Origin of the sequence: Paenibacillus sp. JNUCC-31 (assembly GCF_014844075.1) — a bacterium.
GTDB lineage: Bacteria > Bacillota > Bacilli > Paenibacillales > Paenibacillaceae > Paenibacillus.
Genome location: NZ_CP062165.1, coordinates 7107068 through 7129119 on the forward strand (window position 1 = coordinate 7107068; position 22052 = coordinate 7129119).

The window sequence follows — 22052 nt, forward strand, 5'->3', positions numbered from 1 at the left end:
CATTCAAGAATGACATGCTGCCCTGTATTTCACTGCTTAGAAACCGGAAATGCCTTTATCCTGCATCAGTTGACTGAACTTCTCATCCCAGGATTTGAGGACTTCCTCCGGAGTCATACCGCCAGCAAATTGATCCTGCAGCAGCCTGTATAGCTCACTGCGATCAACCAGCATGTAAGCATCTGTCGTCAGCACGGTTTTCTTGGGCGTGATGTAATGGTCCACGATATCTTGCTTGTACGCAGGTAGTTCCGGAGTCGTAACATCGTTAAGATTGGATACATAACCCTTTGAATCTACGATCTTCTGCGCGATTTCCTTGGAAGCGATAAAGTCCAGGAACTTTTTGGCTTCTTCCAGATGTTTGGATTTTTTCGGAATGAACAGTTGTCCACCGAGCGGGCTTGCCCCCAGGCTTGCATTCTCTGAGGAAGGAATCGGGAATACGCCAAGCTCCATGCTAGGGTCCTGCTCCGCAACCCCTTCGATTAACCAGTCTCCCATAAACATCATTGCCACTTCTTTGTTCAGGAATTTGCCTACCGCCATATCATAGCTGTCGCTAAGCACGTCTGTATTGGTATACCCCTTGGTATATACTTCGTACTGCTGCTCCAGGAATGTTTTGAATTCCGGAATATCGGACCATTTTCTCTTGTTGCTATTCAGATCATCAAAAAAGGTAGGGTCATTTTTTGCAGTGAAGTCAGCAAAGGCAGCAGCGGGCCAAATGTTCGCGGCCCAGGCATCTTTATAAGGCATAAAGACGGGAGTAATACCGCTCGCTTTGATCTTTTCGCATATCGCCAAAAATTGCTCGTAGTTTGTTGGAATGGACAAGCCGAGCTCCTCAAAGATCTGCTTGTTATAAACAACCCCTTGCATACCCGTATCCTGGCTGACATGGAAGCTGTAGAGGTGCCCGCCAGAGGACAGCACATCTTTGTTTACAATTCTGCTGGCCCAGGGCTCATTATCCAGAATCTCGAAATTGCGTTCAAGATTCAGATCCGTAATCGCGCTGGCCAAATTATATTGAATGATGTCGGGCGTTTCATCCACAGCCAGCTTGGTTTGCAGCACGGTCGTTGTTTGCTCAGCCGGAATGAGCTGCAGATTGACAGTAATATTGGTCTGTTTCTCAAATTCATCGAGAACATCCTGTTGAATAAAAGCGGAATCCTGAGAGCTCTTGGAAATGGCTAACTCCAGTGTGACCTTGGCGTTCTTGTTGTCACTGCTTGCAGACGTGCCAGAATCAGTGCCTCCTGACCCGCAAGCGGTCAACGAAATGGACAACAAGCTGGCCAGAACAATAGATGCTGCTTTTTTTCTTTTATGCGTTTTCAATGCAAATCCCCCTCTAAACCATGTAATGAATCCGTTTGCAAGTCCAATTATAGAATCTTAATCTTCTCCGGTACATGTCTGTGGTTGAACATTTATGTGTAAAATACTGAACTTGAAATCGCTATCATTTCATTCAGACGCATGATACAGTAAGACGTGATACAGCTAAGTTTCGTAGCATAATAGAACAGGAGGCTTCTCAAAGAATGGTCAAATTCATACATAGAGCTACACAGTTCAGCTTGCAGACCAAAGTATTTTTAACTTTTCTGGCATTGCTTTTGTTCGTGCTGGGCTGTTTTATTGTTTATGTAAACCTTGTCGTTATCCGGCCGCTCAAACAAAAAACAGAGGAGGATACACGGGTCACGGCCACAAAAGTGCGAGAACAGGTCGACTTATACGTAGAGCAGCAAAACCAGATGTCCCAGCGCATATTGTCTAATAAGGATATCTTCACAACGATGGACAAGAGTTCCTCGGCTCCAAGCAATTATGAAAGATTGAAACAAATCCGGAAGCTAAAAGATATTATGTTCCAGGCTATTGGCCCCAGCATGAACATCAAGGACATGTCTATATATGATAAACAAGGCGTACTGCTCACATCGTATCTTGGTTCAGAACATCCCCCGACGATCCTAAGCACCATGATGGAAAACAGCAAAAGTGGACGAGAGTGGAGCGGGAACGGTTTTATCCTGCTCCGTCAGACAGATACCATCTTCTTCGTCCGCACGGTCAACGATCAAAATGGCAAGTTATATGGATATCTTAGTATTCAGATGGATCAGGCCTATATTCAAAACCTTACGGAAGGAATAACCGCAGGGGATGTTTTTATCCTGAACAAGCAAGGTGAGCAAATGACTGGCTCCGAACTGAAAGGGAATATATTGGAATGGACAGAGCCTGTAACCGATGAGGGGCTGGCCGTCGACGAACAAAATAATTACGTTACCCATTCCACATCTCACAAAACGGGGTGGATAACGTTTATCGTAACACCGAAAAACTCGGCTTTAGGCTCGATCCACTCGGTACAAAGCATGTCCATTTTGCTGATTACTGCCTTGATCCTCATTTCTTTTGTTTACATTTTCTTCTCTACACGGAACCTGTTGCTTCCCATTCGCAAGCTTCGCAGTCAGATTTGGCGCATCAACTACAGCAATATGAAGCTGAAAATCGATGATCGGCCCAAAAATAACGACCTGCTGCTGCTGAATGAAGCTTTTCAGGATTTGATGGAGCGATTACAGGAGTCCATTGACCGCGAGAAGAAGGCATTGCATGAAGAAGTCACCGCACGGAATTCCGCACTGCAAGCTCAGATTGCTCCTCATTTCCTTCATAACGTTCTTTATTTGATCAGCATTGCTGCTCAAGAGGGGAAAACCCGGGTCGTGTCGGATATGTGCAAGCATCTGTCAGACAGTTTGCGGTATATCGTTTCATCTCCTTATGCGCATGTGACCATGACGGATGAGCTTGAGCATACGAGACATTATTTGTCGTTGGTACAGCAAAAGTATGAAGATGATTTGGAATGGAACATCCATGCGGATGCATTGACGAGTGAAATTCGGCTGCCGCGGTTGGTCATCCAGCCATTCGTTGAAAACTGTATTGAACATGCATTTTTCAACACGACTCCTCCTTGGCGTATCCAGATTACGGTGAAGCAGTATAACGGATTATGGGCTTTGGAGATCAAAGATAACGGAGAGGGCTTCCCACCAGATAAAATTAAGGAGATTTTGTCCAATATTCAGAGTTCCGAATCGGGTATGAATCAACCTGCTAATCGCCAGACAGCTCTTGGCAACATGGGGATCGTCAATAGTGTTAATCGACTTAAACTGATGTATAGCAATCGGCTATTTTTTAATATATACAACAATCATTTGGACGATGAAAAAGGGGCAACCATTCAAATCATCGGTTCGATGACGAAGGATTTTTACTGAGCACAGGAGGAATATACCATGTACAATATCATGATCGTTGAGGATAGCAAACCGATATTACGCAATATCAAAATGCTTTTGGATAAGCTGAACTTTCCAATTCACGTGGCTGTTACGGCCACGAATGGGGAAGAAGCGCTGACAGCGCTTCAGAAGCATCCCATTGATCTTCTGTTGACCGACATACGAATGCCCAAGATGGATGGCTTGTCCCTAATTGAGCAGGCGAAGCTTGCCCAACCGGGATTGAAGGTCATTCTACTTAGCGGGTATAGCGATTTTGAATATACGCGAAAAGCATTAAATTTGCAGGTTTTCGACTATTTGCTGAAACCTATCGAGCTAGAAGCTTTGGAAGAAGTCATGGGCAGAGTTATTAAACAGCTTGATAACCAAAGATCAAGGAACTTTCATGAATTGCAGGAGATTGTTGATCCCCATGATTATGCTGAACTCAAGCCAGAAGAACATTCTGCTTTTTTAAACCAAATGATGATCGTTCTGCGGAGGCAGCCTTTTACCCCGGAACGGGAACGATGGGGGCAAAAGACGTTACAAGCTTCATTGGAGGATTTTTTTGCTCCACGCCCATGTAAAGTGTTTTTGAGCCAAACTCCGCAGCAATACATCGTTTTTGTGAACAGGAGCATTCTCGATCTGTATTCTTCTGTACATGAATGTCTCGAATCGTTGCGGCGGCATCTGTATGCACAAGGTATGGATACAACCATCGGGGGACAGCTGGCATGGTCGGAAACCGACGATAATCTGTCTGAACTTTATCACCAAATATCGTACATTTTATCGACACATCAGCGATTGAACAATGGATTGGTGCTGGACACCGGAAATTCAGTCACCATGACAAGAACCGAAGCAGGCTGTCTGGATTCCATAAGTGAATCGGCTTTTGTCCATATGATACAAGCTCATCAGAAGGAACAGTTCGCCCTCAAGCTCTCCGAGTTGATGAATCAATGGAGGGAGGAAAACGTGCATGTTAAGGAAGTGGAACGATTTATCGGATTAGTAGTGGATACATTCGCATATTTGATTGAAGAACAGGGTTCGGGAATTAGGCTTGGTCTGGATCTCAGAGCAAAAAAGCTGTGGGATGGAGAGACTTATGGCGATTTTTGCCGTGAATTAACGGAATGGATCGGACAATGTTTTGAAATGCTTCAATCCCATGGACGGAAGAGCAGAGAAGTTCTATTTGAGCAAATGGATGAGTACATCCAACGGAACAAGTATACTCAAATATCCATCAATGACATTGCCATGAAGTTTCACGTCAGTCCTTCGTACGTCAGCAGAGTCATTAAAAACGTAACGAAAGTCACATTTGTTCAGTATTACAGCAAGCTTAGGATTAAGGAGGCATGCAGACTCATGGAGTGCCAGCCTGAGATGAAGTTTAAGGAGTTATCGGATTTGCTTTCGTTCAGTGATCAGCATTATTTCTCCAAGGTGTTTAAGGAATATACGGGACTCAGCCCGACAGAATACAAAGAAAGATTGTATAATCGGTAGTGGTCAATGGATGGGAATGGTCGTATATTAATAATATGTGGTTATCTGGACAAACACGGATCCACATTGTGCTATAACTAGCGATTCTACATAAAAGGACGGGGAAACATGGACTTTAAACCACTTGCTTCATTTATGGACCGCATCACATCCTGGAGAATTCCGTGGGCAGAGGTGCTGGTAATGCATCAAAATGATACCGTTTTCCATTACCGTAACGGTTTCGCCAACCTGGAGGAGAAAACGCCGATTGGCGATGGAGCGATCTTCAACCTTTATTCCATGACAAAGATCATGACCTGTGTGGCAGCGCTTCAACTTGTGGAAAGAGGGCAAATATTGCTAAGCGATCCGGTATCCGACTATCTGCCGGAGTATGCCGAGATGCAGGTGAAGAAGACACTGTCGAACGGAGAAGTCAGGCTGGAAAAAGCAACAAAGGTGATAACAGTACGCGATTTGTTTACGATGACTGCCGGTTTTTCCTATGACGTTGGATCACCGTCTATTCAGGAAGCGGTGAAGAGCACAAACGGTACATTATCGACACGGGATTTTGCGAAGGCGCTCTCCAATGAACCCCTTCTGTTTGAACCAGGTACACATTGGAACTACAGCATGTGTCATGATGTTCTTGGAGCCTTGGTAGAGGTCGTAAGCGGCAGACGCTTTGGAACGTATCTGCGGGAAGAAATCACGGGACCGCTTGGCATGAATGATACAGCATTTGATCTTAATGATGAGCAGCAGGCTCGTCTAATACCGCAGTACGTGTACAATGATGAGCTTGAAGAACCCGTACGTATGGACGGGAACGGATTCCGTGTAGGTACGGAATTGGAGAGTGGAGGCGCCGGACTATTGTCCACCGTTAGCGATTATGCCTTGTTCCTGAACGCCCTGACTGGGCGCGGTACCAGTCCGGAAGGTGTGCGCATTCTGTCGCAGGCTTCAGTGGATTTGATGCGTACGGACCATCTGAACGACATGACCCGTAGTGATTACTCATGGGATCATATGAACGGATACGGCTATGGGCTGGGTGTCCGTACTCATATCAGCAAGTCAGGCAGCGGCTCGCTAAGCCCTCTCGGGGAATTTGGATGGAGTGGGGCTGCCGGATGCATGGCCATCATTGACCCGGACTCCAAGCTCACCGTTATGTATGCCCAGCACTTATTGAATAATCAAGAGCCATATATTCATCGACGCTTGCGCAATATTGTCTACTCCTGCTTGTAGTCATTTTTACAATGAAAAACAGGGACGCGAACATGACCTGCACCTCCAATTGTTGATAATGTCTAACAATTGGGGTGCAGTTCAGCAACGCAGCCCTGTATTTATTTTTTTTTCTTGAATTGAGATTCGAGGGTATTGCGACTATGTAAAGGGTATTCGATTAACCAAGTAGATACCGATCGACACGAACAGCAATGCAACTAGATTTTTCAATTCCATAATCGTTTCTCCCAGAAACAACGCTGATAATAACGCGCCAAACACAGGGATAAGAAAGTTAAATACAGACACTTTCCCCACTTTGTTATATTTAAGTAGTAGATTCCACAAGCAAAATGCGGTTGCTGACAATAAAACCAAATAAATTAAGTTACCCGTAGACTCCAACGTAAAATGCGTAACACTCCCACCAAGCAAGAATCCCAGGAGGGTAAGCACCATACCGCCGACAAACAGACTAAAACCCGTTATGATCAAGACATCGATGGAGGTTGTTAAATGTTTGGCGTAAATGGCTGTAATGGAAAAAATAAGAGAAGCCATGATAACGAAACCTTCCCCGGTGAACGAAAACGAAAATGCCAGTAGGTCTGAATGGAAATTAACAATGATTACGCCAATGAATCCAAGCAAACAGCCAACGACTTTATTTTTGCTGAGCTTATCATTCTTATAAAGAAAATGGGCTAGAACCACACTGAAAAAGGTCGCTGTTGCATTCATGATTGAGCCTTTGACGCCCGTTGTATTGGATACACCCACGTAAAAAAACATATACTGTAATCCAGTTTGCAATACGCCAAGCATGGTTAGACCTGCCCATTGACGTCTGGACAATCCGAATTTCTTCTTTCTTACGATATGAAACAGGATCAAAAGTAGTAAGCCCGCCAATATAAAGCGATATCCAGCAAATACAAACTTTGACGCAATATCTTCTGGCATTATGCCAAAGGCAATATACCCAAGCTTAATAGAAGGGAATGCACTCCCCCATAATAAGCAGCAAAAACTTGCGATTAGTGTTACGAATAATGGATTACTGAATTTGTTCGGTTGTTCAATTGCTTTTATCTCGTTCACGGTCATACTTCTCCTCGCATTGGTTACATACGTACATGTGCTTATAGCACTTCCTCAAAGACCATATCACAAACTGTCACCGCTTGTAATAAAAAATCATGAAACGTAATAATATGGGCAAAAAAAAGAACCTGAATCGTTTATCAGGTTCTTTTTTATTGCATATAAAAAGGCACGATGATATAATCAGATCGCTCCTAATTTATTTATTAAGTTATATATATCTTATCCTATATCTTAATATTATCATGCCGCGAAACTCTTGTCAAAAGTTTTTTTCACAATTTAATGGTTAGGGGAGATACGGAATGAGTTCTATGGTTCTCGGTTTGCACGAAATGGAAAAGACGCAACTTTTTCTCGTGGGTGGAAAAGGGCTGAATCTAGGGGAGTTATCCAAGATTAAAGGAATACATGTGCCCGAAGGATTTTGTATTACAACCGCTGGATATCAAAAAGTCGTTGAACAAAACGAAGCATATCACGCTTTGCTCCATCGACTAACGATGCTAAAAGCAGAAGATCGAGCTCAAATTGGTGAAATCAGCAGAGAGGTTCGACAACTCATTATGGAAGTTGAAATTCCCTCTGATGTAGTGAAAGCAGTTGCTCACTATCTCTCCCAGTTCGGCGAGGAGCATGCTTATGCAGTGCGTTCGAGTGCGACTGCTGAAGATTTACCCCATGCGTCTTTTGCGGGTCAACAAGATACGTACTTAAATATCGTTGGCATAGAATCCATCTTGCACCATATTAGCAAATGTTGGGCATCCCTGTTTACAGATCGCGCGGTTATCTATCGTATACAAAATGGGTTTGAACATAGTCAGGTTTATTTATCCGTTATCGTTCAAAGGATGGTTTTCCCGCAGGCTTCAGGCATTTTATTTACCGCTGATCCCGTTACCTCCAACCGAAAGTTATTGTCCATCGATGCCAGTTTTGGCCTTGGAGAAGCGTTAGTCTCAGGCTTGGTATCTGCCGATTGTTATAAAGTCCAGGAAGGGGAAATCGTCGATAAGAGGATAGCAGCCAAGAAGTTGGCGATCTATGGATTGAAAGAAGGCGGAACAGAGACCCGGCAGATCGATCCTGATCAGCAACAGGCTCAAACACTTACTGAGGACCAAATTTTGGAGTTGGCACGTATCGGAAGACAAATCGAAGCTCATTTCGGCCACCCGCAAGATATTGAATGGTGTTTGACGGATGATACCTTTTATATTGTCCAGAGTCGTCCAATTACGACTTTATACCCGATTCCTGAAGCGAATGATCAAGAAAATCATGTTTATTTGTCCGTTGGGCATCAACAAATGATGACGGACCCCATTAAACCATTGGGATTGTCTTTTTACCTGTTAATTACTTCTGCACCTATGCGTATAGCCGGTGGGCGGTTGTTTGTTGATGCTGCACCTATGTTGGCTTCACCTGCCAGAAGGGAACCTTTTTTAAATGCCATGGGTTCCGATCCGCTCATAAAAGGCGCACTCATGACCATAATAGAGCGAGATTTTATAAAATTGTTACCCAATGATCAGACCGCACCGGTTCCGAGCAGAAGTCATATAGATGCACCGGCACCATTCGAGAACGATCCGACCATCGTTTCTGAATTGATCAAGCGTAGTCAAACATCGATAGAAGAATTAAAACAAAACATCCAAACGAAATCAGGATCGGATTTATTAGATTTTATTCTGGAAGATATCCAGGAATTAAAGAGAATTTTATTTGACCCGCAGAGTACGGCTGTATTTATGTCTGCAATGAATGCTTCATCCTGGATCAATGACAACATGAAAGAGTGGTTGGGCGAACTAAACGCAGCTGATACGCTTTCTCAATCTGTGCCAAACAATATTACTTCGGAAATGGGTCTGGCGCTATTGGATGTCGCAGATGTGATTCGTCCTTATCCAGAAGTCATTGCTTATTTACAACACGTAAAAGATGATAACTTTTTAGATGATCTGGTGAAGTTTGCTGGTGGGCAGGAAGCTCAGGCTGCGATCTATGCTTTTCTCGGGAAATACGGAATGCGATGTTCTGGAGAAATCGACATCACCAGAACCCGTTGGAGCGAAAAACCAATCACACTTGTCCCGTTAATTCTGGGCAACGTCAAGAACTTTGAGCCTAACGCCAGCCAGCGAAAGTTTGAGCAAGGGCGACAGGAAGCTTTGGCGAAAGAACAGGAGTTATTAGATCGGTTAAAGCAATTGCCAGATGGTGAACAAAAAGCAAAAGAAACCAAACAAATGATCGACCTCATCCGGAATTTCATCGGTTATCGGGAATATCCGAAATATGGATATATTAATCGCTTCTTCGTTTATAGGCAGGCTTTACTGAAAGAAGCCGAACTACTTGCACAAGCGGGTGTTATCCATAACAAAGAAGATGTGTATTATCTCACTTTTGAAGAACTTCGCGATGTCATACGCACCAATAAACTGGATTACCAGATCATTAGCAAACGAAAAGACGATTACAACGTTTTCGAGAAACTAACTCCACCACGCGTTATCACGTCTGATGGTGAAATCATTACCGGTAAGTACAACCGGGAAAATTTGCCGGCTAATGCGATTGCAGGTCTACCTGTTTCTTCCGGTGTGGTAGAAGGAAGAGCGCGTGTCATTTTAAACATGGAGGATGCCGACCTGGAAGATGAAGATATCTTGGTCACTTCTTTTACTGATCCTAGCTGGACACCATTGTTTGTATCCATAAAAGGTCTGGTCACTGAAGTTGGCGGTCTGATGACCCATGGAGCAGTGATTGCACGTGAATATGGCTTACCCGCAGTTGTCGGAGTAGAGAATGCGACCCAATTGATCCAAGATGGACAACGCATTCGTGTGCATGGAACAGAAGGGTACATTGAAATATTGGAATAGCATGCTAGAAAGGATAAGTAAAATGGTGTCCATGGATTATATTGCTCCGACACACCTCGCAGGATGCCGCCGAAAATGGCGGCTTTTTGTGTGCGACGGACATTGTTCACAAGATAACATCGTAGGTTTTTATCCCTTGACATAAAATGTCATTAAAAAGATAATATTTGTAAATTCATAAGGGGGAGGCGCTTCTACATCAGACTTAGTTTATCTATGTCATCTACTTAAGCGTAATAATATCAGTTGTCCCCTCACGCCATTATTTCTTTAAAGGAGTGTAGTCATGTACGATAAAATCGTAGACATTTTGTGCGCGATCAAAGAAGACCAACCCGAACTTCGTCCATTGTTATCCCCGGCAACAGATCTCAATAACGATATAGGTCTCGATTCACTGCAAATGATTCAGTTTATGTTAAAGGTTGAGGATCAGCTGAATGTTGTCATTGATTATGACCAATTCGATTATGAGCACCTTCAGTCGATCGACACATTTATGACTTTTCTGAAAAGCTGCCAGACTCAGGAGCAATCATTGTACGAAGATGTCCAGAAGTGAGGCTGGTGTGAATCCAACCGTCGTTATGGGTACATTTGATCCCGAAACGCGTTGGAGGGATCCGAACTTGGCAAAGTTACCCGCTATGCCTGATAAGGACCGGGAATCCATTGTCTTATGTATGGACGAGCTGTTATTCCCATTCTGCGGGCCCGACGATATTCTCTACAGCCGCTGCAAAATCGATTCTAAGCTGTACGATTACCTGAATGGTTTAGGCTTTTCTTTCCGAAGCCGTTTTCACTTTGATCTAAACGATGAGACCAAGTCTCTTCCTGGACCGGACATTTTCAATCCGTGCATATTCAGTCTTGCTGCTGACGGGCTACAGCCTGAAGCGTTATTAAGCCACAATGTACAATGTCTCTCTCCTTATGCTGTTACGGCTGATACGGAAAAGTATCTGCATGGAACCGGACTGATGGGTTCTTTGCCGGACCTTGAGACGGTTAAGCGTGTAAATTCGAAATTCTACTCCAACCGACTCCTGAGCAGAATCGGAGTGAAGTGCTACGGCATGGAGGTGAATAGTGCAGTGGAAATGGAGGCTGTCGGAAATACGCTTCTGAAGCGAGGGGCCTATTTGTTGAAAGACCCCTTCGGTGTATCGGGCAAGGGAAACCTGCTCATCGATAGCGAAGCCATGCAGCGAAGGATAGCAGAGCATCTGGTAAAGCAGGAGAGAAGAGGATTGCGCTCACAATTCCTGCTGGAGCCACTGCTGAGAAAAGAGATTGATTTCAGTTCACACTGGTTCATTCGAAAGAGCGGTGAGAAAGATTTTATTTCCGTTCAGCAGATGGTGAATCAGCAGCAGAATTACGGCGGTTCTATACGAGCGGAGGAAGAGTTGATCCTTCAGCTGAAAAATGTCGGTTATTTCGACGTGATTGAAAAAGCACTCCAGATATTGGCGGACGATGGTTATCACGGCTTCGTTTGCTTCGACTCCATGATGCTGGAGGACGGAGAGGTCGTCCCCATTGTAGAGATCAACGCTCGCAAATCCATGGGCCTCATTAACGCTTATCTCGATAAAGGCTTGGAAAATCACGGCCATACCGGCCTACTCACTTTCCTGTCCATGGGTCTGCCTGAAGGCTTCGCATTCGGAGAACTTCTTGATGCTCTGCATGTATCGGGTCTTCTATTTACAGGCAAAGGCGGATACGGAATTTTACCACTTTCGTCTAACACCGTAATGGTGAATTATTTCATAATCTCTCGGCGTATATTGGAGGGATTCCAAAGCAATCGGGGCATGCCGAAGGGACGTCTGTATTTCTCGGTGGTGGGGCGTAACGATATACATCGTAGTGAACTAATCGTGTGCCTGAGGAACATACTCGCCGACTTGGGCATTAAAGTGTACAACTAATCTGGAATGCGGAGGCTGCGCATGAATTCATTTTCGGTTACCCTGCTTGCGTCGGGCAATTCGCTTGGGGCATACATTCCGGCAATGCATCTTGATACGTACCTGCGAGATAGAGGTGTTAGAACAGACGTTCATGTTCTGGAGAACCTGTATCACGAAGAAATCAGGTGCAAGATTCTTTCCACCAAAAAAGCATTCCATGCCGATTTCTCCGTTGCTCTTATGGGCCATAAACTGGCCAAGCCTGTTGATTCCTCCCTGAATGAGGCGGAGGTCCAGCGACTGTTGGACTCCTGGATACGTGACGGTGTATGCCGCTTTGCTGTGTTTACCGGTTTTTGGCTCCCGATCCTGGAGCGTTACAAAACCATGGCACAGACGCCTCTGGATATTCAACTGATCCGGTTGGATGCATGCGATACACCATCGTTTAAGGTACACAAGTCCTTGTATCCCGACTACAATAACGTCTGGCTTTACGAAGCTTCGAGGCTATCTCCAGAAGGCTATATTGCTTCAGATGATATGGAACTCCTGCCTTATGAACAGCGTGCGGGACGCATTCTGATCCATGGCGGCGGCTGGGGAATCGGGACGTATGCAGCAACGATCTCAGAGCTTCGTCAACTCGGTTACCCGTTGGATGTGATCGTGTACGATCCTTCCGAGGTGGAGGAGGACGATGGGAGTACACGGTACTTCGGAACAGATGTTTCATGGAACCCGTGGAGCCGGAATGCCCAGGGGTGGCATACGTTTCCGCCAATGAACCGTTATGTCCGTGAAGATGGGATTCTTCGGGAAATTCCGCTTGGTGATTACTCCGCTTATACGGACCTGATGCGCAATTGTGCTGCAATGATCAGCAAGCCGGGTGGAGCGTCACTGAACGACTCGCTGTCTTACGGAATCCCTTTTGTCATGTTAGAGCCGTTCGGTGACCATGAGCTTCAGAATTCAAATTATTGGGAGTCCTGCGGTTTCGGCATCCGATTTGCGGAATGGAAAGCCCTGGATTACTCGGAACAACATCTCGAAGAAATGTACAGACGTTTGCTGAAGCAGCGTTTAAAAATCAATCACTTGGGGAGGAAAACACATGCAGCCGAAAACAGCAGTTACGTTTGACCAGCTGACATTCCAAAATATGAAAAGAACCCTCGTTCCACTGGCGGAAACGGGAAGGAAACGCCGGGAAGACCCGACGTATGCAGCACCCGTACCTTATGAGATCGGAATCAAGCTTAATAACGGCTGCAACCTGCGCTGCAAGCATTGTTTTGAATGGAATCCAGACGGTTTCCATCACGGCTTTGCCAGTGAAGTGAAGAGAGACGAAATCGAGATTCCTGTCGTGGAGAAACTGTTGGCCGAAACGAGAGAACGCAAATCACGTGTGTTCCTGTGGGGCGGAGAACCGCTATTCTACTCCAAGTTCGATGAACTGGCAGAACTACTGGCTAAGGAAGATCGGCACACGACCATTTGTACGAACGCGATTCTCATTGAACAAAAGCTGGATTCCATTTTGAAAATGTCAAAGAATTTGGTCATGCTCGTCAGCCTGGAAGGTTTCGAGAAAGAGAATGACGCGATCCGGGGCAAAGGCACGTTCAAGAAAGTGATTCACGCCATACAGCTGCTGTTGGATCTGCAAAAGCAGGGCTTGTACCAAGGCAAAGTGTCCGTAGCTCTGACTGTAAATGACCAGATGGTTGACCAGCTTTATAACTTGATGGAATTCTTTGAAGAGATGGGCGTGGATTCCGTTTACTTCTGCTTCCCATGGTATATCCCTTCCGATACAGCAGAAAAAATGGACACCTACTTTGATGCCCACTTTCCGCATCTTGCCTCCCGCTTTGCGAGCGACCACAAGAACAGCTGGCATTCTTTCACGTTCCACATCTCGCCGGACCGTTTCGACACGCTAATAGAGGAATTTAAACGAGTCAATTCACGTGTGTGGAATGTACGTATCCGCTATCAGCCAGCGTTGGAGCCCGAAGAGGTAGAAGGTTTTATTCGCGGTAGTGAGAAGCCGGCGATGAATCGGACCAAGTGTTTCTCGATCTCGAATCGGATGGATGTAATGCCAGACGGTAAGGTTAATCCATGCAAATTTTTCCCGGAATTCAGTGTTGGTAATTTGTACGAAGAAAGTGTGGCCGATATTTTCCATGGTGAGGATCTGCGAAAACAGCGGGAGATTCTGGCCTGCGGTCTGACACCGATTTGTTCGAAATGCGTGCTTCTGTATAACAACGGAGTTTAATCGCTTTAACTTTAAGCCGCCCGATTAGGGAAAACATGCAATCATTCAGGAGGAGCGGGGATGGACTTTATCCGTGTACGGGACCTACACAAATCGTTTGTGTATTACCGGAAAGAAGCAGGACTCAAACATTCATTAAAAAACTTGTTTGCACGCAAATCACTTGTGAAGGAAGCGGTTAAGTCCGTTTCCTTCGATATCGGTCCAGGCGAGTGCGTTGGATTTCTGGGTCCCAACGGGGCAGGTAAAACCACGACGCTCAAAATGTTATCGGGCATTCTGTATCCCACAAGCGGAAAAGCTGACGTACTTGGCTATGTGCCTTGGGAGCGAAAGAACGAGTTCAAACGCCTTTTCTCCATTGTAATGGGCCAGAAAAATCAGCTTTGGTGGGACCTTCCCGCCAGTGACTCGATTTATTTGAACAAATGTATATATGACGTGGAGGACGGACTTTATCGTCGAAATCTTGCCGAACTATCGGAAATGCTTGATGTGCAAGACCTCCTGGATGTACAGGTACGCAGGCTGTCCTTGGGTGAACGGATGAAAATGGAGCTGATCGCCGCTCTGATCCATCGACCGAAGCTGCTGTATCTCGACGAGCCGACGATCGGCCTGGATTTTCCCTCTCAGAAGAGGGTGCGGGAGTTTCTGAAATACTATAATGAGCAGTTTGGCGCAACGATCCTGCTGACGAGCCACTACATGAAGGATGTGGAGGACCTGTGCAAACGGACGATTATCATTAACGAAGGAAGTCTTCTGTATGACGGAGATCTTTACAAAATTAACGATCTGTTTGGTGAGCACAAAATTGTGAAATTGCAATTCTCGGAGCCGGTTGCCGAGCAGCGGTTGGCCAAATTCGGGAAAATAATCAGCTCAGACGACTACAGCGTTGTTCTGGAGCTGCCCAAACACCGCTTAAAAGAAGTATCACGAGCTGTACTCGATTCGTTTCCGATTGTTGACTGGACGATTGAGGATGTGCCGATCGAGGAGAGTATCTCCATGCTCTATCAAAAGGAATCCGTCGGATGAATGGACGCAAATTGTATACGGCTGTTTTTTCGATGGGTGTGCAGCAATCCATGGAATACCGATTTCACTTCTTTCTCGGTCTTCTCGGAGCCGCGTTTCCGATTCTGGTCCAGTATTTTATATGGACAGCGGTGTATCAGCATTCTGGAGAAGCGGCGCTGTTCTCGTATTCATACAATCAAATCATATTGTATACCATCTTGGCGGGCTTGGTATCCAAGCTGATCGCTACCCAGTTCGAGCATCAGATTGTCGACGATATCAAAAACGGCGGCCTCAACAAGTATCTGATCAAACCGGTCAGCTACTTCGGGTATCGGCTAGTATCCTTTTTTGGACAGAAGGCGATCTATTATGGAGTTACCGCTGTGCTGCTCATCGGGATTATCTGGATCGCATCTGCCGGGGGCGTACTTGAGTTTCAGGTCATACGGCTGATCTTGTTCGCCGTTACGCTGACGGGTGCGCTTCTGCTCAATTTCCTGATTGCCTATTGCATCTGCGCGAGTGCTTTTTATCTGAATGAAATCTCTTACTTTTTCGTTATTACCAGTCTGCTCGTCAATATTTTGAGCGGAGGGATGTTTCCGTTGGAGATTTTCGGGGATTCAATTGTGGAGGCACTTCAGTACACGCCATTTCCATATACTATTTATTTTCCAGTTAATGTCCTCAGCGGCAAAACGGAAATGGCGGCCATGTATCAGGGATTGCTCATCCAGTGCGGGTGGATACTCCTGTTCTTATGGCTATCCCGTCTAACATGGCGGATATCCATGAAGAAATATTCGGCGGTTGGGGGGTAGCGGGCATTCCATATGTTTAGAACCATGAGAAAATACGCACATTTGTACGGCATGTTCATCAAAAATTGTCTCATTGCCCAGATGGAGTTTCGAGGAAATTTCATGATGAGCCTGCTGGTGGAATCCGTCTACCTGCTTGCCAAACTGTTATATGTGCTCGTTGTGTTCCGCACCGATCTTCACGTCGACGGCATCCCTCCTGAAGGGCTGCTTCTATTTATAGGCATGCACACTGTAGTAACAGGTGTGTATGTCGGTCTGTTTTTCACAAATTTCACGAAGATCCCGGAATATATTAAGGACGGATCGCTTGATTTAATGCTGACAAAGCCGGTTTCTCTCCAGTTTATGGCTTCTTTGCGTTATGTCGATCTGGCACTGCCCATTCCTGATATACTGGTTGGTCTCGTCATGATTGGCATCGGATGGCATGCTATGGATATACCGTTGACGCTACTGCAACTTGCCGGGTTTATGCTGCTGCTATTCGTCTCTGTTGTCATCACATACTGTCTGATGATTATCCCTGCATTACTTTCATTTCGGTTCGTTCAGACGGGTTCAGCATCCGAGATCGCCCATTCCGCCTGGGACGCCAACAATTTCCCAATGGCAATATACCCGACTTGGGTCCGACGGATCGGCACCTTCATCATCCCGCTGTTTCTGATTACCAATTTCGGACCCATGTTCCTGCTGGGGCAACTCGGCTGGCTCTATACAGGACTGGCGCTGGTCGGTTCACTTATTCTTTTCACAGCTATACGAGTGCTCTGGAAACAGGCTGTGAAGGGATACAGCAGTGCAAGCAGTTAAGGCAAATTCTCAGACATAAGGTGAAGCAGCCCAACAACTTAGAAATCAGAAGGGGGAGAAAAAATGAATGAATGCAGTTCAGCTACCCGTGTTGAATCCGCCGCTTAAAGGATTTCTGCGGTGGGCTTACACACTTTCGATTACCAGTGCACATGAGGAAACGATTCCTTGGTATTACAGCAATTTCATTCAATTGTCCTGCAAGAAAACCTTTCTGGAGGATGGTAGACAGTTTTATATCGATTTCTTCCGGGGCCAGCCCAACGAACTGAATTTTAACAATCCGTTTCTGCTCACATGCTCCGTCAATTATACGATTCTGGAGCATTTGGCTTTGGACGCCTGGCCCCAATTTTTCGCGGATCAGATTCGCAGCGGCTATTATTGTGTCGTATTTTTGGACGAGTCCAGGTTATCTCCAGCGGCTGCCTATCAAAAAGAACCGTTTCCTCATCATCTTTTTCTGTATGGTTACGATTGGGACAAACGTATTTTTGATGCTTCCATGTTTGACCATACAGGAGTATATCGCAATGTACAGATTCCGTTCACGGAGTTCCTGGATGCTGTCCATTCCATGAGACATCTGCTCAGAGAGGAACTCACCGCGGATCATCATACTTATTTTTACAAATACGAGCCGCATTCTCCGTATCCATTCGATAGAATCGTAGCGCTCGACCAACTGCATGATTACCTGAATGGAGAGACCCATCTGAACCGCATTAATTACAATCCTGACGAAGAACAGGCTTTCGGAATTCACGTCTACGATTATTTGCAAATGTACTATGATGCTGTAGAGAGCAACGATCCCCGGCTTGGCGACCGTAACGATGTGAGGCATCTTCATGTGCTCTGGGAGCACAAAAAAATGATGAGTGAACGGATTGCCTATTTGATAGAAGAGGGGATAATCCCATACGACGAAGAACTTGTGAATGGTTATCAGGATATAACTACCAGGGCAATGAAGCTAAGGGATCAATATATCCGTCATGAAATTCGTGAAGACAAGGCAGTGTTTGAAAAGGTGAGGCAACGATTGGAGGAATTCCGCAAGGAAGAGCCTGCTCTCCTGCAAAGACTGATTTCATTGCTCGAAAGTTGAACTAACCCCTCTCTGAAATTGTTGCGGAATCAGCAGTCCAGCCTCATTCGAGGATGGACTTTTTTCTGTTAACTTTAGCCCTACGTCTTACGCCAGCAAGTACGTACGTCTTTTTCTGACCGACTTGGATATATTTCCAGTAACAAAAGGATTGTCAAACTAAACGAAATATGATATTTTCATATCTGTAACCGGTTACACATAGGAGTGAACGTTCATGACAACCATTAAAGATGTAGCTCAACTGGCTGGGGTATCAGTAGCCACTGTATCACGGGTCATTAATGAAAGAGGTTATGTTCATGCAGACACGCGCAAGAAGGTGGAAGAAGCGGTCAAGCAGCTTAACTTCTCTCCGAATGAAGTGGCCCGCTCTTTATATAAACGTAAGTCCAAGCTGATCGGCCTGCTGCTTCCGGATATTGCAAACCCTTACTTTCCGCAGCTTGCACGCGGTGTAGAGGACCGGATGCAGGAACAGGAATTCAGACTGATTTTCGGAAATAGTGATGAGGATGAACAAAAGGAACGAGATTATATTCAGACTTTTGTCCAAAATAATGTGGTGGGCGTAATCTCTTCAACAAACTACCCTCATTCTTCAATATATGAAAGCTTGAAGATCCCTGTGGTGTTTCTGGACAGGACACCGCTGGACAGTCCCTCCGTATATGCGGATGGGAGAGAGGGCGGGCGCTTGGCTGCAAGGGAGATCATCAAGCGTGGAAGTCGCCGAATTACGGTCATGCAGGGACCAGCACATATCAAACCTGCGCAGGACCGTTTTGAAGGCGCAATCGAGAGCATACGTCAGGCTGGTCTCGATTACCGCGTAATTCAAACGACATCTTTCTCCTTTAATGATGTTGGGTTATGGGCGGAAGAGCTATTCAGCAAGTACGGTGATACTGACGGAGTCATTGCCAGTAATGACATTGCGGCCATGGCGGTACTGCACGAAGCATTGCGAATCGGAATCAAAGTTCCGGAGGATATGCAAATTATCGGCTTCGACGATATCCCAATGAGCAGCTTGTTATCGCCTGCCTTGTCGACCATTCGCCAACCGGCATATGAGATGGGGAGAGAAGCCGCCGGATTGCTTATTAAACTTGTAGAACAAGCACCAATCGAAAATAAACACATACAATTGCCTGTCAGTTTCATTGAACGAGGCACAACAAGAAAGGTGAATTCGAATGGCTAAAATTTGTGTTATTGGCAGCAGCTCCATGGATCTGGTTGTCACTTCATCAAGACGGCCGGGGGCGGGTGAAACCGTCCTTGGAGACAGTTTCAAAACAGTTCCAGGCGGCAAAGGAGCTAACCAGGCAGTCGCTGCTGCAAGGCTTGGGGCCGAAGTTGTGATGATTGGCCGGATAGGCGATGATGCTTTCGGTACGGACATTTTAAATAATTTCAAAGCAAATGGTGTAAATACGCAAAATGTGAAACCGGTTACACATATGGAGAGCGGTACGGCTCATATCGTTCTGGCAGAAGGTGATAATAGCATTGTAGTCGTTGAGGCGGCCAATCGCGAAGTAACACCTGCCTATGTTGATGAATTGGCAGATGTAATCCAAAGTGCCGATATCGTGCTAATTCAGCAAGAGATTCCGGAGGAAACGGTTGTTCGTGTCAGCGAGATTTGTGCTCAAAGCGGAACCCCTCTGTTATTGAATCCGGCTCCGGCCAGAACAGTGCCAGATGAGGTCATCGATAAAGCTGCTTATATCACGCCGAACGAGCATGAGGCGGAGATATTGTTTCAGGGCATGACTCCGGCAGAGGCGCTGCGCAAATATCCAAACAAGTTGTTTATTACAGAGGGCAGCAACGGAGTTCGTTACTTTGACGGGGAACAGGAAATCGTTGTCCCTGCTTACAAGGTGGAACCAGTGGATACAACCGGAGCGGGTGATACGTTTAATGCCGCATTTGCAGTCGCTTTGGCGGAAGGTAAGCCGCTGCAGGACAGCATTCAATTCGCCAACCGGGCTGCATCGCTATCCGTGACCAAGTTCGGAGCGCAAGGTGGCATGCCGATGCGGAATGAAGTGGAGGAAAGTCTGACATGAAGAAACAGGGAATGTTGAACAGTCATATTTCCAAGGTGCTGTCTGATCTGGGCCATACGGACATGATTGTCATCGCAGATGCCGGTCTTCCGATTCCGGAAGGAGTACCCAAAATTGATGTGGCCCTGAAGTTGGGAACACCGGGTTTTCAAGAAATCGTGGAACTGATTGAGGAGGATATGGTTGTCGAGAGAGTGATTTTGGCGGCCGAAATCAAAGCAGGAAATCCTGCAGCTTTGCAGTTTATTACCGAGAAATTCGGGGATGATGCTATTGACGTTTCCCTCAGTCATGAGCAATTCAAGGCGTTGACCCGACAAGCCAAAGTGGTCATTCGCACGGGCGAAGCCACACCATATGCCAATTGCATATTACAATCAGGCGTCATTTTCGGTTAAAAGGAGGACGACATTATGCATATACAGATGCAAGGCATATATAAAGCGTTTGGCACCAACCAAGTGCTGAGCGGAGTGGATTTCAATTTGAAAGAAGGCGAAGTTCATGCCCTGATGGGGGAGAACGGGGCCGGAAAATCCACGTTAATGAACATTTTAATCGGTCTTCATGGGCGGGATCAGGGGACCATCTCCATTGACGGCAAAGAAACCTATTTTTCCAGTCCAAAGGAAGCCGAGAAGATGGGGATTGCTTTTATCCATCAAGAGTTGAACGTTTGGCCGGAAATGACCGTGCTTGACAATCTCTTCATCGGCAAGGAATTAACTTCGACTTTCGGATTACTGAACACACGACAAATGAAAGCGCTTGCCACGGAGCAGTTAGCCAAGCTTTCGGTGCAGATTCCGCTGGACCGTCCTGCCGGGGAATGCTCTGTCGGTCAGCAGCAAATGATTGAGATTGCCAAAGCACTAATGACCGATGCCAGAGTTATCATTATGGACGAACCAACGGCGGCACTTACAGAGCGTGAGATCCAGAAGCTGTTTGGCGTAATCGCTGCTCTCAAGAAAAATGGAGTGTCCATCGTATACATTTCGCACCGGATGGAGGAAATTTTTACGATCTGCGACCGGATTACGGTAATGCGTGACGGCAAAACGGTGGATACCAAGTCGATCCCGGAGACCAGCTTTGACGAAGTAGTACGGAAGATGGTCGGTCGGGAACTTACGGAACGGTATCCTGTACGGAATCCTTCATACGGTGACGTGGTTCTGGAAGTTCGTGACGCAAGCAGCACAGGATTGTTCCAGAATGTCAGCTTCACAGTGAGAGCAGGCGAAATTCTCGGCTTCTCAGGGCTAATGGGCTCGGGACGTACCGAAATCATGCGGGCGATCTTCGGATTGGAAGCACTGGATAGTGGAGACATTATGATTCGAGGCAAGAATGTTCACATTCGGAAGCCAGCAGACGCAGTAAGACATGGGATTGGATTTATTACTGAGGACCGGAAGGATGAAGGTTTGGTATTAGATTTCTCCATACGTGAGAACATGGCTTTACCGAATTTGTTCAGCTTCTCAAGTAAAGGTTTCATCTCGACTCAGAAAGAACAGGAATTCGTCGATACACTCATCAAACGTTTGCAAATCAAGACGCAATCCTCCGAGACAGCGGTACGAAACTTGTCAGGAGGTAACCAGCAGAAGGTCGTTATCGCCAAATGGGTCGGCATCGGTCCAAGCGTGCTCATTCTGGATGAGCCTACACGCGGAGTGGATGTTGGAGCCAAACGAGAGATTTATCAGTTGATGAACGAGCTGACGGACCGCGGAGTTGCAATCATTATGGTATCTTCCGAGCTGCCTGAAGTGCTCGGCATGAGTGATCGAATCGTGGTTGTGCATGAGGGACGCATTACTGGCGAACTGACGAAGGACGAGGCAACACAGGAAAACATTATGACATTGGCTACAGGGGGACAGTAA

The 22052-nt window shown here is 45.9% G+C and carries 18 protein-coding genes; 16 read left to right on the forward strand and 2 right to left on the reverse strand.

From position 1 onward, the window contains the following. Window positions 1-36 precede the first annotated feature (36 nt). Entirely contained in the window at window positions 37-1350 is a 1314-nt protein-coding gene (locus tag JNUCC31_RS31145) for an ABC transporter substrate-binding protein (RefSeq protein WP_192267147.1), read from the reverse strand. Between the two features lie 206 nt (window positions 1351-1556). On the opposite strand from JNUCC31_RS31145, the gene JNUCC31_RS31150 reads away from it, so the two are divergent. The 3 genes from JNUCC31_RS31150 to JNUCC31_RS31160 all read left to right on the forward strand — a co-directional run bounded on the left by JNUCC31_RS31150 (window position 1557) and on the right by JNUCC31_RS31160 (window position 6095). Then, window positions 1557-3320 (forward strand): cache domain-containing sensor histidine kinase, encoded by a 1764-nt coding sequence (locus JNUCC31_RS31150; RefSeq protein WP_192267148.1) that lies wholly within the window; start codon window positions 1557-1559, stop codon window positions 3318-3320. An 18-nt stretch (window positions 3321-3338) separates the two neighbouring features. Beyond that, entirely contained in the window at window positions 3339-4853 is a 1515-nt protein-coding gene (locus JNUCC31_RS31155; protein ID WP_192267149.1) for a response regulator transcription factor, read from the forward strand. A 108-nt stretch (window positions 4854-4961) separates the two neighbouring features. After that, window positions 4962-6095, forward strand: a complete 1134-nt coding sequence (locus JNUCC31_RS31160) for a serine hydrolase domain-containing protein (RefSeq protein WP_192267150.1) — start codon at window positions 4962-4964, stop codon at window positions 6093-6095. A gap of 141 nt (window positions 6096-6236) precedes the next feature. Here JNUCC31_RS31160 and JNUCC31_RS31165 read toward each other — a convergent pair whose 3' ends face one another. Next, window positions 6237-7178, reverse strand: coding sequence for a DMT family transporter (locus JNUCC31_RS31165; protein ID WP_228469337.1), 942 nt, complete (start codon window positions 7176-7178; stop codon window positions 6237-6239). 308 nt (window positions 7179-7486) lie between these two features. Here JNUCC31_RS31165 and ppsA point away from each other — a divergent pair, with 308 nt between their 5' ends. The 13 genes from ppsA to JNUCC31_RS31230 all read left to right on the forward strand — a co-directional run bounded on the left by ppsA (window position 7487) and on the right by JNUCC31_RS31230 (window position 22052). Continuing rightward, the gene (gene ppsA / locus JNUCC31_RS31170) at window positions 7487-10084 is read left to right on the forward strand and encodes a phosphoenolpyruvate synthase (RefSeq protein ID WP_192267152.1); all 2598 of its coding nucleotides are present in this window, start codon (window positions 7487-7489) and stop codon (window positions 10082-10084) included. Between the two features lie 286 nt (window positions 10085-10370). After that, a complete protein-coding gene (locus tag JNUCC31_RS31175; RefSeq protein WP_192267153.1) occupies window positions 10371-10646 on the forward strand; it encodes a phosphopantetheine-binding protein in 276 nt (91 codons plus the stop codon). After that, complete coding sequence (locus JNUCC31_RS31180; RefSeq protein WP_192267154.1) at window positions 10633-12024, forward strand: hypothetical protein; 1392 nt, start codon at window positions 10633-10635, stop codon at window positions 12022-12024. The genes JNUCC31_RS31175 and JNUCC31_RS31180 overlap by 14 nt, the downstream gene beginning before the upstream one ends. Window positions 12025-12045: 21 nt before the next feature. Next, window positions 12046-13152, forward strand: coding sequence for a glycosyltransferase family protein (locus tag JNUCC31_RS31185; RefSeq protein WP_192267155.1), 1107 nt, complete (start codon window positions 12046-12048; stop codon window positions 13150-13152). Further along, on the forward strand, window positions 13124-14299 hold the full coding sequence (locus tag JNUCC31_RS31190; protein WP_192267156.1) for a radical SAM protein: 1176 nt from the start codon (window positions 13124-13126) through the stop codon (window positions 14297-14299). The genes JNUCC31_RS31185 and JNUCC31_RS31190 overlap by 29 nt, the downstream gene beginning before the upstream one ends. Window positions 14300-14359: 60 nt before the next feature. Next, a complete protein-coding gene (locus JNUCC31_RS31195; RefSeq protein ID WP_192267157.1) occupies window positions 14360-15343 on the forward strand; it encodes an ABC transporter ATP-binding protein in 984 nt (327 codons plus the stop codon). Further along, window positions 15340-16149, forward strand: coding sequence for an ABC transporter permease (locus JNUCC31_RS31200; RefSeq protein ID WP_192267158.1), 810 nt, complete (start codon window positions 15340-15342; stop codon window positions 16147-16149). The genes JNUCC31_RS31195 and JNUCC31_RS31200 overlap by 4 nt, the downstream gene beginning before the upstream one ends. Window positions 16150-16173: 24 nt before the next feature. Beyond that, on the forward strand, window positions 16174-16965 hold the full coding sequence (locus JNUCC31_RS31205; protein WP_228469338.1) for an ABC transporter permease: 792 nt from the start codon (window positions 16174-16176) through the stop codon (window positions 16963-16965). Window positions 16966-17032: 67 nt separating this feature from the next. Continuing rightward, the gene (locus JNUCC31_RS31210; protein ID WP_192267160.1) at window positions 17033-18076 is read left to right on the forward strand and encodes a hypothetical protein; all 1044 of its coding nucleotides are present in this window, start codon (window positions 17033-17035) and stop codon (window positions 18074-18076) included. 217 nt (window positions 18077-18293) lie between these two features. Further along, complete coding sequence (locus JNUCC31_RS31215; RefSeq protein ID WP_192267161.1) at window positions 18294-19283, forward strand: LacI family DNA-binding transcriptional regulator; 990 nt, start codon at window positions 18294-18296, stop codon at window positions 19281-19283. Then, the gene (gene rbsK / locus JNUCC31_RS31220) at window positions 19276-20157 is read left to right on the forward strand and encodes a ribokinase (protein ID WP_192267162.1); all 882 of its coding nucleotides are present in this window, start codon (window positions 19276-19278) and stop codon (window positions 20155-20157) included. The genes JNUCC31_RS31215 and rbsK overlap by 8 nt, the downstream gene beginning before the upstream one ends. Then, entirely contained in the window at window positions 20154-20555 is a 402-nt protein-coding gene (gene rbsD / locus JNUCC31_RS31225; protein ID WP_192267163.1) for a D-ribose pyranase, read from the forward strand. Before rbsK ends, rbsD begins: the two co-directional genes overlap by 4 nt. 15 nt (window positions 20556-20570) lie before the next feature. After that, window positions 20571-22052, forward strand: a complete 1482-nt coding sequence (locus JNUCC31_RS31230; RefSeq protein ID WP_192267164.1) for a sugar ABC transporter ATP-binding protein — start codon at window positions 20571-20573, stop codon at window positions 22050-22052.

Coding starts and splice junctions, on each gene's coding strand:
- JNUCC31_RS31210 (WP_192267160.1), top strand. CDS start 17,033: ATGAATGCAGTTCAGCTACCCGTGTTGAATCCGCCGCTTAAAGGATTT.
- JNUCC31_RS31175 (WP_192267153.1), top strand. CDS start 10,371: ATGTACGATAAAATCGTAGACATTTTGTGCGCGATCAAAGAAGACCAA.
- JNUCC31_RS31150 (WP_192267148.1), top strand. CDS start 1,557: ATGGTCAAATTCATACATAGAGCTACACAGTTCAGCTTGCAGACCAAA.
- JNUCC31_RS31190 (WP_192267156.1), top strand. CDS start 13,124: ATGCAGCCGAAAACAGCAGTTACGTTTGACCAGCTGACATTCCAAAAT.
- JNUCC31_RS31195 (WP_192267157.1), top strand. CDS start 14,360: ATGGACTTTATCCGTGTACGGGACCTACACAAATCGTTTGTGTATTAC.
- rbsK (WP_192267162.1), top strand. CDS start 19,276: ATGGCTAAAATTTGTGTTATTGGCAGCAGCTCCATGGATCTGGTTGTC.
- JNUCC31_RS31205 (WP_228469338.1), top strand. CDS start 16,174: ATGAGAAAATACGCACATTTGTACGGCATGTTCATCAAAAATTGTCTC.
- JNUCC31_RS31185 (WP_192267155.1), top strand. CDS start 12,046: ATGAATTCATTTTCGGTTACCCTGCTTGCGTCGGGCAATTCGCTTGGG.
- rbsD (WP_192267163.1), top strand. CDS start 20,154: ATGAAGAAACAGGGAATGTTGAACAGTCATATTTCCAAGGTGCTGTCT.
- JNUCC31_RS31200 (WP_192267158.1), top strand. CDS start 15,340: ATGAATGGACGCAAATTGTATACGGCTGTTTTTTCGATGGGTGTGCAG.
- JNUCC31_RS31180 (WP_192267154.1), top strand. CDS start 10,633: ATGTCCAGAAGTGAGGCTGGTGTGAATCCAACCGTCGTTATGGGTACA.
- ppsA (WP_192267152.1), top strand. CDS start 7,487: ATGAGTTCTATGGTTCTCGGTTTGCACGAAATGGAAAAGACGCAACTT.
- JNUCC31_RS31155 (WP_192267149.1), top strand. CDS start 3,339: ATGTACAATATCATGATCGTTGAGGATAGCAAACCGATATTACGCAAT.
- JNUCC31_RS31215 (WP_192267161.1), top strand. CDS start 18,294: ATGACAACCATTAAAGATGTAGCTCAACTGGCTGGGGTATCAGTAGCC.
- JNUCC31_RS31230 (WP_192267164.1), top strand. CDS start 20,571: ATGCATATACAGATGCAAGGCATATATAAAGCGTTTGGCACCAACCAA.
- JNUCC31_RS31160 (WP_192267150.1), top strand. CDS start 4,962: ATGGACTTTAAACCACTTGCTTCATTTATGGACCGCATCACATCCTGG.